Source organism: Streptomyces sp. NPDC107546, assembly GCF_055639175.1.
This window is the reverse complement of the sequence record NZ_JBVKBA010000013.1, coordinates 178,598-191,819: the sequence shown is the minus strand read 5'-3', so window position 1 is coordinate 191,819 and position 13,222 is coordinate 178,598. Positions and strand designations below refer to the sequence as shown.

13 protein-coding genes are annotated in these 13,222 nt (G+C 71.7%); 5 read left to right on the top strand and 8 right to left on the bottom strand.

Annotated elements, in window-relative coordinates; genetic code table 11:
• The first annotated feature begins 95 nt into the window (after positions 1-95).
• Positions 96-629 carry a GNAT family N-acetyltransferase gene (locus tag ACZ7L1_RS21040; RefSeq protein WP_471439140.1) on the top strand — a complete coding sequence of 178 codons (534 nt, stop codon included), beginning with the start codon at positions 96-98 and terminating at the stop codon, positions 627-629.
• Here ACZ7L1_RS21040 and ACZ7L1_RS21035 read toward each other — a convergent pair.
• Positions 610-1,089, bottom strand: a complete 480-nt coding sequence (locus tag ACZ7L1_RS21035; RefSeq protein ID WP_471439138.1) for a protein-tyrosine phosphatase family protein — start codon at positions 1,087-1,089, stop codon at positions 610-612. The two genes, ACZ7L1_RS21040 and ACZ7L1_RS21035, sit on opposite strands and share 20 nt — an antisense overlap.
• Before the next feature lie 211 nt (positions 1,090-1,300).
• Between ACZ7L1_RS21035 and ACZ7L1_RS21030 the strand changes: the two genes are divergently transcribed.
• The gene (locus ACZ7L1_RS21030; RefSeq protein ID WP_471439137.1) at positions 1,301-2,236 is read left to right on the top strand and encodes a dihydrodipicolinate synthase family protein; all 936 of its coding nucleotides are present in this window, start codon (positions 1,301-1,303) and stop codon (positions 2,234-2,236) included.
• A 30-nt stretch (positions 2,237-2,266) separates the two neighbouring features.
• Here ACZ7L1_RS21030 and ACZ7L1_RS21025 read toward each other — a convergent pair whose 3' ends face one another.
• The 3 genes from ACZ7L1_RS21025 to ACZ7L1_RS21015 form a co-directional block, all read right to left on the bottom strand.
• Positions 2,267-2,974 carry a tellurite resistance TerB family protein gene (locus tag ACZ7L1_RS21025; protein ID WP_471439136.1) on the bottom strand — a complete coding sequence of 236 codons (708 nt, stop codon included), beginning with the start codon at positions 2,972-2,974 and terminating at the stop codon, positions 2,267-2,269.
• 184 nt (positions 2,975-3,158) lie between these two features.
• Positions 3,159-4,880, bottom strand: coding sequence for a 2-isopropylmalate synthase (gene leuA, locus ACZ7L1_RS21020; RefSeq protein WP_471439135.1), 1,722 nt, complete (start codon positions 4,878-4,880; stop codon positions 3,159-3,161).
• A gap of 220 nt (positions 4,881-5,100) precedes the next feature.
• Positions 5,101-5,961 (bottom strand): helix-turn-helix transcriptional regulator, encoded by an 861-nt coding sequence (locus tag ACZ7L1_RS21015; protein WP_471439133.1) that lies wholly within the window; start codon positions 5,959-5,961, stop codon positions 5,101-5,103.
• Positions 5,962-6,084: 123 nt separating this feature from the next.
• Between ACZ7L1_RS21015 and ACZ7L1_RS21010 the strand changes: the two genes are divergently transcribed.
• Together ACZ7L1_RS21010 and ACZ7L1_RS21005 are read left to right on the top strand one after the other, a co-directional pair.
• On the top strand, positions 6,085-6,939 hold the full coding sequence (locus tag ACZ7L1_RS21010; protein ID WP_471439132.1) for an NAD-dependent epimerase/dehydratase family protein: 855 nt from the start codon (positions 6,085-6,087) through the stop codon (positions 6,937-6,939).
• A gap of 83 nt (positions 6,940-7,022) precedes the next feature.
• The gene (locus tag ACZ7L1_RS21005) at positions 7,023-7,832 is read left to right on the top strand and encodes an SDR family oxidoreductase (protein ID WP_471439130.1); all 810 of its coding nucleotides are present in this window, start codon (positions 7,023-7,025) and stop codon (positions 7,830-7,832) included.
• A gap of 31 nt (positions 7,833-7,863) precedes the next feature.
• Here the strand turns inward: ACZ7L1_RS21005 and ACZ7L1_RS21000 are convergent, their stop codons facing one another.
• The 4 genes from ACZ7L1_RS21000 to ACZ7L1_RS20985 are packed head-to-tail and all read right to left on the bottom strand — an operon-like array spanning position 7,864 to position 11,864.
• A complete protein-coding gene (locus tag ACZ7L1_RS21000) occupies positions 7,864-9,129 on the bottom strand; it encodes an MFS transporter (protein ID WP_471439128.1) in 1,266 nt (421 codons plus the stop codon).
• Complete coding sequence (locus tag ACZ7L1_RS20995; protein ID WP_471439127.1) at positions 9,126-10,448, bottom strand: GH1 family beta-glucosidase; 1,323 nt, start codon at positions 10,446-10,448, stop codon at positions 9,126-9,128. Before ACZ7L1_RS20995 ends, ACZ7L1_RS21000 begins: the two co-directional genes overlap by 4 nt.
• Before the next feature lie 57 nt (positions 10,449-10,505).
• Positions 10,506-10,772 (bottom strand): protealysin inhibitor emfourin, encoded by a 267-nt coding sequence (locus ACZ7L1_RS20990; RefSeq protein ID WP_471439125.1) that lies wholly within the window; start codon positions 10,770-10,772, stop codon positions 10,506-10,508.
• A 21-nt stretch (positions 10,773-10,793) separates the two neighbouring features.
• Complete coding sequence (locus tag ACZ7L1_RS20985) at positions 10,794-11,864, bottom strand: M4 family metallopeptidase (protein ID WP_471439123.1); 1,071 nt, start codon at positions 11,862-11,864, stop codon at positions 10,794-10,796.
• A 281-nt stretch (positions 11,865-12,145) separates the two neighbouring features.
• Here ACZ7L1_RS20985 and ACZ7L1_RS20980 point away from each other — a divergent pair, with 281 nt between their 5' ends.
• The gene (locus tag ACZ7L1_RS20980; protein ID WP_471439121.1) at positions 12,146-13,216 is read left to right on the top strand and encodes a PhoH family protein; all 1,071 of its coding nucleotides are present in this window, start codon (positions 12,146-12,148) and stop codon (positions 13,214-13,216) included.
• Positions 13,217-13,222: the final 6 nt, after the last annotated feature.

Here is a 13,222-nt window from a genome sequence, read left to right as displayed (position 1 = left end):
GTCGAACATACCCGAACGGCAGACAGCGCGCGTCCCACTCGTACCACCCGTACGGATGGCCACCCGCGCTTGACTCCATTCCGCAGGGGGGCGGCATGACTGTGTTTCCAGAGGAACGTTTCCCGTCGCGTGGCGGGCCGACCGGACCGGCTCTGTTCCACGACCGGGCCTCCGTGGACCGCCCCCTGACGATGCGGGGGGTCACGGAGGACGACCTGCCCGAACTGGTGCGGGTGGACAGGGAGGCGTTCCCCGACGAGCCGTACCCCTACTTCGTGCTGCGCCAGCTGTTCGACCTGCACGGGGACTGTCTGCTGGTGCTGGACGACGGGCGGAGCCTGCACGGGTACGTCCTGTACGTCACCACGCCCGATCGCTACCGGAGTTGGATCGTCAGCCTCGGTGTGACCCGGGACCAGCGGGGGCGCGGGCTGGGCCGGCGGCTGATGCTGGAGGTGCTGCGCCGGCTGCGGGCCGAGGAGGTGCGCGAGGTACGGCTGACGGTGGAGCCGACGAACGCGGCCGCGATCATGCTCTACCGGTCGCTGGGCTTCTCGTCCGACGAGGGGGTGCGCAAGGACTACTTCGGGGCCGGGGAGGACCGGCTCATCATGACGCTCGCTCTGTGAAGCGCCGTACGTACCGCCGCTGCCAGGGCGTTTCCACGGCGTGCCGGTCGTAGTGGGCGCGCACATAGGCCACGGCCCGCTCCGGCGGTACGCCGTCCAGTACGGCGAGGCAGGCGAGCGCGGTACCGGTACGGCCACGCCCGCCGCCGCAGGCGACCTCGACGCGTCCGCGCGCGGCCCGCTCCCATGCCTCGGTCAGCAGCCGCCGGGCCTCGCCACGGCTGCTGGGCAGCCGGAAGTCGGGCCATCGCAGCCAGTCGAAGGCCCAGGGCACGTCCGGGGGCCGCTTGCCGAGCAGATACAGCCCGTACGTGGGCGCGGGGCCGTCCGGCACGGGCCGCCGCAGGCCCCGCCCGCGCACCAGCCGCCCGGACGGCAGTCGCAGGACGCCGGGAGCCCCGGGGTCCCAGCGTCCGCCGTCGGCCCCGCTGCCGCCGTGGTCCGGTTCGGGATCGCTCATCGGTCCAGTGTCGGCCGATGGGCCCGAGGGGGCGGGCCGTTTCGCGGGCGGCGGACGGGCGCGTCGGCGGCCGTCGGCCACCGCTCTCCCTGCCACCATCCTGGGGAGGGGGCGAGCCGCCTCCGAGCCGAACACGTCGGCCTCCCGGCCCTCCACGGCCACCGCCATGGCCGGTGCGGCGCCGGGAACAGGAACACGTCCGGGAGCCCTGATGCCCTTCCCCGCCCCGCTGACCGGAGTAGTCCCGCCCGTCTGCACCCCCTTGACACCGGACCGCGAGGTGGATGTGCCCTCTTTGTTGCGGCTGGTGGACCATCTGCTGAACGGCGGCGTGGACGCCCTGTTCGTGCTCGGGTCCTCCTCCGAGGCCGCCCACCTCACGGACCGTCAACGCGCTGTCGTGGTCGAGTCGGTGGTGGCCCATGTCGCCGGGCAGGTGCCGGTACTGGCCGGGGCCATCGACATGGCGACACCGCGGGTGCTGGACCACGTGGCGTATGTGACACGGGCGGGCGCGGACGCGGTCGTCGTGACGGCGCCCTTCTACACACGGACGCACCCCGCGGAGATCGCCCGGCACTACCGGCTGGTCGCCCACCGCTGTCCCGTGCCGGTCGTCGCCTACGACATCCCCGTCTCCGTACACGTGAAGCTGGGCCCGGAACTGGTGCTGGAGCTGGCGGCGGACGGGACGCTGGCCGGGCTGAAGGACTCCAGCGGCGACCTGGCCGGTCTGCGCGCGGTCGTGACGGGGGTGCGGTCGCGTCCCGCGCTCACCGGGTTCAGTGCGCTGACGGGTTCGGAGCTGGTCGTGGACTCGGCGCTGGCGCTCGGCGCCGACGGGGCGGTGCCCGGGCTGGCCAACGTGGACCCGGAGGGCTACGTCCGCCTGGACCGGCTGTGCCGCGCGGGCGACCGGGAGGCGGCGCGGGTGGAGCAGGAGCGGCTGTGCGCCCTGTACGGCATGGTCGGCGTCGGGGACCCGGCCCGGATGGGCGGGAGTTCGTCGGCGCTGGGCGCGTTCAAGGCGGCGTTGCATCTGCGGGGGGTGATCGCCTGCCCGGCGACGGCGGAGCCACAGGTGCCGCTCACGCAGGAGGAGCGGGAGGGGGTCGGGAAGTACCTCGCGGCGGCCGGGCTGCTGTGACGGTCACTCCAGGCCGGTCAGGGATGACGGCTAGGACACCGTGCGGGCTGCCGCGAGCAGACGGGTCACGTCCTGCGAGCAGATCGTCAGCGCCGCGCCCACCGTGGCCAGGACGTCGCGCTCCGCAGGGGTGTAGGGGCCGTCGGCGAGGGCGATGCGGGCGCCCTGGAGGAGGATCGACTCGCGGCCGGTGGGGGCGAGGTGCGGGGCGAGCGGGTCCAGGGCCTCGTGCAGCTCTATGGCCAGGCTCGCGCCGCCGCCCGGTTCGCCGCAGACCCGGCCGGTGTCGGCGGCCACGGCGTCGACGAGGGCGCTGAGCCCGTCCGCCGTGCAGTCGTCGAAGCCGGCGGAGCGGACGGCGGTGGCGGCCGTCTCCAGGGACGTACGGGAGCAGGTGCCGCCCGCGGCGAGGACCGCCAGGGCCACGGTGTGGACGGCGTCGCGGAGCATCGCGGCGAAGCGGGTGGTGGTCGGGTGGTCCAGGACGTCCGTGCCGTAGTGGTGGCCGCAGGCCGCGCACTCCACGACCGGACCCGTCTCCCCGCGCGGCACCACCGGCAGGCCGGCGAGAGTGAGGCGGCGCCGTCCGGTGAGGCGCTGGTAGTTGCGGTCGCCCCCGCAGCCGGGGCAGAAGAACTCGCCGTCGCCGACGGTGGTCCACGCGGTACGGACGCCGAGGACCTGCGAAATGCGGCCCTTGCGGGCTTCTGGGCCGTTGCGTCCCCGTCCTGGCAGCACGTCGCACCTCCGTCCTCGCGGCGGCATCATCGCCGCTGCTGGCGTGATGTTAGCCACATTGTTGAGGCGTAGTCAGTACCCCGGACGAGACCTCCTCGTGATCTTCGGCCGAAATGGCCGGTGCACGACGCGGCCCCGTCCGCCTCAGGAGGCGGACGGGGCCGTGAACGTGGAGGTCAGCGGGTCAGCGGGCGGCTCGGTTGACCGCGGAGACGACCGCCTTCAGCGAGGCACGTGTCGTATTCGCGTCGATGCCGATCCCCCACAGGACCTTTCCGTCGATCGCGCATTCGATGTACGAGGCGGCCTGCGCGGAGGCGCCCTCGCTCATCGTGTGCTCCTGGTAGTCCAGCAGGCGTACGTCGATGCCGATGGACTGCAGGGCGTCGAAGAACGCGGAGATCGGGCCGTTGCCGGTGCCGGTCAGGACCGTGTCCTCGCCGTCGACGGTGGCCTCGACGGTGAGGGTGTCGACGCCGTCCTTGTCGGTGGTCGCCTGCCCCGTCCTGACCTGGATGCGGCCCCACGGGTTGTCCGGGTTCGGCAGGTACTCGTCCTGGAAGACGTCCCAGATCTCCTTCGGCGTGATCTCGCCGCCCTCGGCGTCCGTCTTCGCCTGGATGATCTTCGAGAACTCGATCTGCATCCGGCGCGGCAGGTCCAGCTTGTGGTCGTTCTTCAGGACGTAGGAGATACCGCCCTTGCCGGACTGCGAGTTGACGCGGATGACCGCCTCGTAGGAGCGGCCGACGTCCTTGGGGTCGATCGGCAGGTACGGCACCGCCCACTCGATGTCGTCGACGGTGACGCCCTTGGCCTCGGCCTCGGCCTCCATGGCGTCGAAGCCCTTCTTGATGGCGTCCTGGTGGGAGCCGGAGAAGGACGTGTAGACGAGGTCCCCGATGTAGGGGTGGCGCGGGTGGACCTCCATCTGGTTGCAGTACTCCCAGGTACGGCGGATCTCGTCGATGTGGGAGAAGTCGATCTGCGGGTCGACGCCCTGGGAGAAGAGGTTCATGCCCAGGGTGACCAGGTCGACGTTGCCGGTGCGCTCGCCCTGGCCGAACAGACAGCCCTCGACGCGGTCGGCGCCCGCCATCACCGCCAGCTCGGCGGCGGCGACGGCCGTGCCGCGGTCGTTGTGCGGGTGGGCGGACAGGCAGACGAACTCGCGGCGGGAGAGGTTGCGGTGCATCCACTCGAAGCGGTCCGCGTGCGTGGAGGGGGTCGAACGCTCCACGGTGGCGGGCAGGTTGAGGATGATCTCGCGGCCCGGGCCGGGCTGCCAGACGTCCATGACCGACTCGCAGACCTCCAGGGCGAAGTCCAGCTCGGTGTCGGTGAAGATCTCGGGGCTGTACTGGTAGCCGAACTCGGTCTCGGGGCCCAGCAGCTTCTCCGCGTACTCCATCACCAGGCGGGTGCCGTCGACGGCGATCTGCTTGATGTCGTCCTTGGAGCCGCGGAAGACGACCCGGCGGAAGACCGGGGCGGTCGCGTTGTACAGGTGGACGTTGGCGCGCCGCGCGCCCTTCAGGGACTCCACGGTCCGCTCGATCAGGTCCTCGCGGGCCTGCGTCAGGACGGAGATCGTCACGTCCTCGGGGATCGCGCCCTCCTCCTCGATGATGGAGCGCACGAAGTCGAAGTCGGTCTGGCCGGAGGCCGGGAAGCCGACCTCGATCTCCTTGTAGCCCATCTTCACCAGCAGGTCGAACATGGCGCGCTTGCGCACCGGCGACATGGGGTCGATCAGGGCCTGGTTGCCGTCGCGCAGGTCGGTGGAGAGCCAGCGCGGGGCCTTGGTGATCCGCTGGTCGGGCCAGGTGCGGTCGGGGATGTCGACCTGCTCGTACGGCCGGTACTTGTGGATCGGCATGGAGGTGGGCTGCTGGCGGTTCGCCATGGTGCGTGGGCTCCTCAAGGGGTCCGGAAGGACGGCCGACGACGCAACACCAAGCTCCGCGGGGAGGGAGTCGGCCTCGACTACAGGCCCTCGCCGCGGCAGCTAAGGAGGAGCAGCCCGAAACGCATGATGCTCCGCATGCTAGCCGAGGCGCGCCGGATGCGAAGGCCCGTATCAGTATGCGGGACCGCGAGCGACTTTCGGACAAAAGTTCCTAAAGTCACATTTTCTGCACGGCCCCGCTCGGTGACAGATCCTGCAGGCCCACCACCCGCAGCAGCTGGAGGCGCTCGTACGACTCCGTGCCGGGGCGAGCCGTGTGGATGATCAGCAGCTGATGGTGCTCGTGGCTGAGCAGCGCCTCGCAGTCCAGGTCCAGCAGGCCGACCACCGGGTGCTGGAAGCGCTTGGTGCTCCGGTGCCGCAAGGAGACCTCGTGCTCCTCCCACAGCCGGGCGAACTCCTCGCTCGCCGAGCGGAGTTCGGAGACAAGGGCGGCCGGTTCGGGATCGTCGGGGCGGGCAGCGGCCACCGCGCGCAGGTTCGCCACGTGTGCGCGTGCGTAGTCGGGCCGGTCCTCGGGCGGGAACAAGCCCCGGGCGGCCGGGTCCAGGAAGAACCGGCGGGTCAGGTTGCGCTCGCGCGGCGGGCGGGACATCACGTCGCCGACGAGTGCCCTGGCCATCGCGTTCTGCGCCAGCACCTCGGCGCAGTCGGTGACCACCTGCGCCGGTGTGTCGTGCAGCCGGTCCAGGACCAGCAGCAGTCCGGGGCGGACATGCCTCGACACCGTCTCACGGCGCGGCGGCTCCTCGCCCGTCAGGTGGAAGAGGTGGTCGCGTTCGTCGTCCGTCAGGCGCAGCGCCCTCGCCAGCGCGGTGAGCATCTGGCGGGACGGGCGCGGGCCCCGGGACTGCTCGAGGCGCGTGTAGTAGTCGACGGACATGCCGGCGAGCCCCGCCACCTCCTCCCGGCGCAGGCCCGGCGTGCGGCGCCGGGCTCCCGGGGTGAGGCCCACGTCGGACGGCTCGAGACGGGCCCGGCTGCGGCGCAGGAAGTCGGCGAGTTCGGGTCGGTTCACCCCTCAAGACTGCGGCAGCCCCGCCCGCTTATCCAGGGACCGCCGATCCCCTGATCGACGGGTCTCTCCCGGCCGGCGCGGCACCGTTCGAAGGTGGTGGCACCGGACCGAGAGGAGCAGATCATGTTGACACTGGTGACAGGCGCGACGGGACAGGTCGGCCGGCGCTTCGTACCGAGGCTGCTGGCGCAGCGGCGGCCGGGCGAGGAGGTACGCGTCCTGGTGCGCGATGCGGCGCGCGGCGAGCGTTTCGCGGAGCTCGGCGCCCAGATCGTGGTCGGCGACCTGCGGGACGCGGAGGCGCTCGGCAAGGCGGTGGCCGGGGTGGACGCGGTCGTGAACGTCGCGGCCTCCTTTCGCGGGGTGCCGGACGAGGAGGCGTGGGCCGTCAACCGGGACGCGGCCGTGGAACTGGGCCGGGCCGCGCTGGCCTCGGGAGTGCGGCGCTTCGTGCAGGTCAGCACGGGCCTCGTGTACGGCGTCGGGCGGGGCCGCCCGCTGACCGAGGAGGACGAGATCCGGCCCGGCGGCGCGATGTGGGGCGCCTACGCCGAGTCCAAGGCCGAGGCCGAGCGGGAGCTGCTCGCGCTGGCGGGCATGGACCTGCGGATCGGCCGGCTTCCCTTCGTCTACGGCGATGGCGATCCACATCTCGCGCAGTCCCTGAGGTGGGCGGCGAACTGGGCGGCGGTCCAGCGGCTGCACATGGGGCACCACGCGGACGTCGCCCAGGGGCTGCTGCGCCTCCTGTACGCGCCGGCGGTCCGCGGACCGGTCCACAACATCGCCGACGACGCCCCCGTGACGGCCGTCGAGCTGCACCAGCTCAACGGCGTCGAGGTGCCCGCCGAACTCCACACGCGCAAGGATCCCGACCCGTGGTTCGGGATCATGTCCACCGAGCGGATCCGGCGGGACCTCGGCTTCCGGCCTCACTACCCGACCGTGTGGGCCGCCCGCGACGCCGGCGCCCTGTAGCCGCCGTTTGCCCGGTACGTCCCCGGGTACTGCGATCCCTCGTCGACCCCTCGTCCAGGACCGCACACCCACGGGAGGCCCGTATGTCCGCCCCCACCCCGTCCGCGTCCAAGGTGGCCGTGATCACCGGATCCGACTCCGGTATCGGCCGCGCCACCGCCGTCCGGCTGGCCGAGGCGGGGATGGACATCGGCATCACCTTCCACAGCGACCACAAGGGTGCCGAGCAGACCGCCGAGGAGGTCCGCGGCAAGGGGCGGCGGGCCGCCGTGGCCCAGGTGGACCTCACCCGGCTGCCCGAGGCCGCGGACAGGCTCGACGCGCTGTGCGAGGAACTCGGCCGCATCGACGTCCTGGTCAACAACGCGGGTACCGGCACCATGACCCCCTTCCTGGACCTGGGCCTCGACGACGTGCGCCACGTCCTGGACGTCGACCTGCTCGGCCCGTTCCTGTGCGGTCAGCGTGCGGCGCGGAGGATGATCCGGCAGGGCGACGGCGGCCGGATCGTCAACGTGACCTCCGTGCACGAACACCAGCCGCGGGTGGGGGCGGCCCCGTACTGCGCGGCCAAGGGCGGCCTCGGCCTGCTCACCCAGGTCATGGCCCTGGAACTGGCCGAGCACGGCATCACCGTCAACGCGGTGGCGCCCGGCGAGATCGCCACCCCCATGACCGGCCAGGAGGACACGGACGTGCGCACCGAGCGCCGCCCCGGGGTTCCGCTGGGGCGCCCCGGCGATGCCCGCGAGGTCGCGGCCGTGATCGCCTTCCTCGCCGGCCCCGACGCCTCCTACGTCACCGGGGCCTCCTGGAGCGTCGACGGCGGGATGCTGCGGATGGGACCGATGGCCGGCTCGCACATGGCCGAGGACGACTGGCGGCGCCCGTGAATCGCGAGGGCGGGCATTGTGTTCGGGGCTCTCAGTCCACCCCGCGGATCCGCCCCACCAACCCCGCCCCCGCCATCCCGATCAGTGCCGCCACCAGGTAGAGGACCCGGTATCCGCCGAGGTAGGTGACGATCGGTGCCGCCAGCGCGGGGGCCGCGACCTGGGGCAGGGCGTTGGCGACGTTGACGACCCCCAGGTCCTTGCCCCGGTCCAGCGCCTTCGGCAGGACGTCCGTCATCAGCGCGAAGTCGACCGACGTGAACACCCCGAAGCCCACGCCCAGCACCGCCGCCGCCACGATCGCCCCCGGCCAGGTCTGCCAGGCCGACAGAGCGGCCGTCGCCACGGCCATCAGCACCCCCGACCACAGCACGAACGGCTTGCGGCGGCCCACCCGGTCCGACCAGACCCCGCCGACCACCACCGTCGCCAGCAGCGTCACCCCGTTCACGGCCGTGAGGATCAGGACGCCCTGGGCCGGGTCGTGGTACCGGACGCGGTCCCGCAGGTAGTACAGGAGGTACAGAAGCACCAGGGCGTTGCTGAGGTTGATCAGGAAGCGGGTCAGCCAGGCCCAGCCCAGATCCGGGTGGCGGCGCGGGCTCAGCCGGAAGCCGGCCAGGAAGCCCCGCCACGACCAGGGCGGCCGGGACGCCACCGGCAGCCGCAGGTCCCGGTGAGCCAGCACGTACGGCAGGACGCCCGCCACCGTGAACACCGCGCACGCCGCGTACCCCGTCCCGACGCCCCCGGCCACCGTCGCCAGGCCCGTCCCGCCGACCACGCCGAGGATCTGCGCCGCCCCCAGCCAGCCACCCACCGACCCCCGTTGCATCCGGGGCACCCGGTCCGGCACCGCCGCCGTCACCGCCGCGAAGGCCGCGTTCAGCGTCAGCTGCACCAGGCACCAGCCGAGCGCCATGGTCCAGGGACCGCCCGCGCCCGCGAGCAGCAACAGCGACACCGCGCCGCCCGCGGTACCGGCCACGATCCACGGCGTACGGCGGCCCCAGCGCGCCGTCGTGCGGTCCGACAACGCGCCGAAGAACGGGTTCGCCACCAGCGACACCGCCGCGCCCGCCCCCGTCACCCAGGCCAGCATCGTCTCCTTGGACATCCCGGAGCCGGGCGCGAAGTCCCTCGCCTGGGAGGCCAGCAGGATCTGCAGCGGGCCGTACCAGCCGACCCAGATCGCCCCGTTGGCCAGCGACAGGGTGCAGGTCCAGCCCCGGCCGACGCGTTCGACGGGTTCGGCGAGGGCGTCGACGGCGGGCACGGCCCGGTCGGCCGTCGTCATTCCTGCGCCCGCAGCAGGTCCCGGAACCAGCCGTACGACGCCTTCGGCGTCCTCTCCAGCGTCTTGTAGTCGACGTGCACCAGCCCGAACCGGCGCGCGTACCCTTCGGCCCACTCGAAGTTGTCCAGCAGCGACCACACGAAGTAGCCCCGCACGTCGACACCCGCCTCCAGCGCCCGGTGCAGGGCCCGGATGTGCCCGTCCAGGTAGGCGATGCGCTCCTGATCGTCGACGCCCTCGTAGGAGCAGCCGTTCTCGGTGATCACGACGGGCGGCAGGCGGTCGCCGTAGCGTGCGCGGAAGCCGGTCAGCAGCTCGGTGAGCGCCTCGGGGACCACCGGCCAGCCGAAGTCGGTGACCGGGCGCCCCTCGATCTCCCGTACGGAGAAGGGCAGTTCGGCAGGGAGGGTCAGGCCCCCGAACTCGATCTCCGCGGCCTGCGGGGCGCCCACCCGTGTCGGGGCGTAGTAGTTGATCCCGTACCAGTCGACCGGCTCCGCGATCACCTTCAGGTCGGAGTGCACGTCGCCCGGCATCAACTCGCCTGTTCCGTCCGGGTACCGGCCGAGCAGCAGCGGGTCCGAGAACACCCGGTTCAGCAGGACGTCGTAGAACTCCGCCGCCGCCACGTCCTCCTGTTTCTCTGACGCGGGCCACGTCGGGCCGTGCGAGTTGGCGATCCCGATGTCGGTCGCCCCGGCCGCGCGCAGCGCCCGTACGGCCAGGCCGTGGGCCAGCAGCTGGTGGTGGGCCACCGGCAGGGCGTCGAACATCAGCTGCCTGCCGGGCGCGTGCGCCCCCAGCGCATGGCCCAGCAGCGTGTGCTCGGCGGGTTCGTTGAGCGTGATCCACTTGTGCACGCGGTCGCCGAGACGGCCGGCCACCACCGACACGTACTCGGCGAAACGCGACGCCGTGTCCCGCTGGAGCCAGTCCAGCGCGACCGGCAGGTCCCAGTGGAAGAGGGTCGCGACCGGGCGTACGCCCGCCGCGCACAGCTCGTCGACCAGGCGGTCGTAGAAGTCCAGGCCGCCGGGGGTGTTCACCCGGGGCCAGGAGACGGAGAAGCGGTACGCGTCCACGCCCAGGCCGGCCAGCAGCGCCACGTCCTCGCGGTAGCGGTGGTAGTGGTCGCAGGCCACCTCAGCGGTCGAGCCGTCCTTCACCCGGCCGGGCTCGGCGGTGAAGGCGTCCCACACCGAGGGCTCGCGCTCGTCGGCCGCCCCCTCGATCTGGTGGGCGGAGGTGGACACGCCCCACAGGAAGCCGGGCGGGAACTGAGGTATCGGGTCCGTCGCCATGCGCTCGTCTGTCGCCATGCGCGGATCATCCTTACCGCCGGTAACAGAAGTCAACGGGCAGGCGGGAACAAGCGGTCAGGCCCCTTCCTTGAGCACCCGCGAGACCAGCTGCCGCTGCTCCTCGGTCAGCCGGGGATCGGCGGCGTACACCGTCCTGCCGTCCACGGTGATCTGGTAGCTGAACCCGTCGGGAACCCCCGCGGGGGGCGCGCCCTGGCCGGCCGCGAGCGCGCGCTCGGCCAGGGCATGCCACTCGGGCGCGTCGGGCCGGCCCGAGGTGTCGACCTCGGCCTGCCGCTCGATGCCCGCGAAACCGCCCGTGCGCCTGATGTGAATACGCATGGGTGTCTGTGTAGTACAGAACTACGCGGTCGGCACCCCCACCTCCTCCCAGGCCTTGAGCACCGCCTCCTGTTCCTGGCCGGTGGCGCCGTAGCGGGACTTGGCGGCCGCCACGGTCAGCTTCGCGAAGTCCGGGAAGGTCGCCTCCTGCTGTAGTTCGCCGCCGGTGAGCACGTCGTACCAGACCTGCCCGGCCCGCTCCCAGGCGTGTCCGCCGAGCGCGGTGGCGACCAGGTAGAAGGCGTGGTTGGGGATGCCGGAGTTGATGTGCACGCCGCCGTTGTCCTGGCTGGTCCTCACGTACCCGGCCATGGTCGCGGGCTGCGGGTCCTTGCCGAGCGCCGGGTCGTCGTACGCGGTGCCCGGCGCCTTCATGGAGCGCAGTGCCGTGCCGTTCACGTGCGGGGCGAGGAGTCCGGCGCCGATCAGCCAGTCGGCCCGGTCGGCGGTCTGGCCGAGCGTGTACTGCTTGATCAGCGAGCCGAAGACATCCGAGAGCGACTCGTTGAGGGCACCCGACTGGCCGAAGTAGGCCAGGTTCGCCGTGTACTGGGTGACGCCGTGGGTGAGTTCGTGCCCGATGACGTCCACCGGGAGGGTGAAGTCGAGGAAGATCCTGCCGTCCCCGTCGCCGAACACCATCTGCTCGCCGTTCCAGAAGGCGTTGTCGTAGTCCTCGCCGAAGTGCACGCTGGCGTCCAGCGGGAGTCCCTTGCCGTCGATGGAGTCGCGGCCGTACGCCGTCCGGTACAGCTCGAAGGTGGCGCCGAGGCCCGCGTAGGCCCGGTTGACGGTGGCGTCCTTGCCGGGCTCGTCGCCCTCGCCGCGGACCTTCTTCCCCGGCAGCGTCTGGTGGTGCCCGGCGTCGTAGACGGTGCGGTGCGGCTGGCCGGCGGTGTCCTGGGGCGGGGCCGCCGCGGGGGCGCCGATGACGGTGGTCAGCCGACGGCGGGTGCGCTCGAGGGCGTCGCGCTCCAGGGTGCGGCGCGCGGGAGTGGCGAGCGCGGTGTCCTCGTGCTGGGCGAGCTTGTCGAGGACGTGCGGTGGAACGATGGTGCAGAAGACGGGCCCGTGGCCCCCGTGACTGGTCATGAGCGGCACCATTGCACTGCGTCACCACTCTGTCACCCCTCGCAGCCATGATTGATGAAAAGGCGTGATACGGAGCGGTGTGTTCCGTGAAGAAGTGGTATGGGTCTCCGCGCCCGAGGGCACCGTGGCCGCCCGCGACGAAGTCACCCGAGCGGCGGTGCAAGACCGCAACGAAAAGCCCTACGGCTCTGTCAGCTCCGCGTCGTACTCTTGAAGTCGCGAGGTCGCCGTCAGTCGCGCGGCCGTACGGAGGAGGAATCGCAGGCCTACAGAGCCGGCCCATGACTCAGACACCCACAGCTCACACCCCTGCGCAGGGGCAGGCGAGTGCACAGATCACCGTCCCCGCCCAGCACCCGATGGTGATGGTGCTGGGTTCCGGCGACTCCCTGCTGCGCGTGATCGAGACGGCCTTCCCCGGGGTCGACATCCATGTCCGGGGCAACGAGATCAGCGCGGTCGGCGACGCGGCGGAGGTCGCCCTGGTCCAGCGCCTGTTCGCCGAGATGATGCTGGTGCTCCGCACCGGGCAGCCGATGACGGAGGACGCAGTGGAACGCTCGATCGCCATGCTCCGGGTGGGCGAGAACGGCGAAGGCGCGCAGGAGACCCCGGCGCAGGTGCTGACGCAGAACATCCTGTCGTCGCGCGGCCGCACCATCCGCCCGAAGACGCTCAACCAGAAGCGGTACGTCGACGCGATCGACAAGCACACGATCGTCTTCGGCATCGGCCCCGCGGGTACGGGCAAGACCTACCTCGCCATGGCGAAGGCGGTGCAGGCCCTGCAGTCCAAGCAGGTCAACCGCATCATCCTGACCCGCCCGGCGGTGGAGGCGGGCGAGCGCCTCGGCTTCCTGCCCGGCACCCTCTACGAGAAGATCGACCCCTATCTGCGCCCGCTGTACGACGCGCTGCACGACATGCTCGACCCCGACTCGATCCCCCGGCTGATGGCCGCGGGCACGATCGAGGTCGCCCCGCTCGCGTACATGCGCGGTCGCACGCTCAACGACGCCTTCATCATCCTGGACGAGGCCCAGAACACGAGCCCCGAGCAGATGAAGATGTTCCTCACCCGCCTCGGCTTCGACTCGAAGATCGTGATCACGGGTGACGTCACACAGGTCGACCTCCCGGACGGCACCAAGAGCGGCCTGCGCCAGGTCCAGGAGATCCTGGAGGGCGTCGAGGACGTCCACTTCTCCCGGCTGTCGTCGCACGATGTCGTACGGCACAAGCTGGTCGGCCGTATCGTCGACGCGTACGAGCAGTACGACAGCAGGCACGGCACCCAGAACGGCACGCACAAGGGGCAGAGCCGGGGCAAGGCCGGGCACAAGGGGAAGTAGAGACCG

Bases quoted from the DNA above. Each gene is read 5' to 3' on its own strand.
- ACZ7L1_RS21040 (WP_471439140.1), top strand. From the start codon at position 96: ATGACTGTGTTTCCAGAGGAACGTTTCCCGTCGCGTGGCGGGCCGACC.
- ACZ7L1_RS21035 (WP_471439138.1), bottom strand. From the start codon at position 1,089: ATGAGCGATCCCGAACCGGACCACGGCGGCAGCGGGGCCGACGGCGGA.
- ACZ7L1_RS21030 (WP_471439137.1), top strand. From the start codon at position 1,301: ATGCCCTTCCCCGCCCCGCTGACCGGAGTAGTCCCGCCCGTCTGCACC.
- leuA (WP_471439135.1), bottom strand. From the start codon at position 4,880: ATGGCGAACCGCCAGCAGCCCACCTCCATGCCGATCCACAAGTACCGG.
- ACZ7L1_RS21010 (WP_471439132.1), top strand. From the start codon at position 6,085: ATGTTGACACTGGTGACAGGCGCGACGGGACAGGTCGGCCGGCGCTTC.
- ACZ7L1_RS21005 (WP_471439130.1), top strand. From the start codon at position 7,023: ATGTCCGCCCCCACCCCGTCCGCGTCCAAGGTGGCCGTGATCACCGGA.
- ACZ7L1_RS21000 (WP_471439128.1), bottom strand. From the start codon at position 9,129: ATGACGACGGCCGACCGGGCCGTGCCCGCCGTCGACGCCCTCGCCGAA.
- ACZ7L1_RS20995 (WP_471439127.1), bottom strand. From the start codon at position 10,448: ATGGCGACAGACGAGCGCATGGCGACGGACCCGATACCTCAGTTCCCG.
- ACZ7L1_RS20990 (WP_471439125.1), bottom strand. From the start codon at position 10,772: ATGCGTATTCACATCAGGCGCACGGGCGGTTTCGCGGGCATCGAGCGG.
- ACZ7L1_RS20985 (WP_471439123.1), bottom strand. From the start codon at position 11,864: ATGACCAGTCACGGGGGCCACGGGCCCGTCTTCTGCACCATCGTTCCA.
- ACZ7L1_RS20980 (WP_471439121.1), top strand. From the start codon at position 12,146: ATGACTCAGACACCCACAGCTCACACCCCTGCGCAGGGGCAGGCGAGT.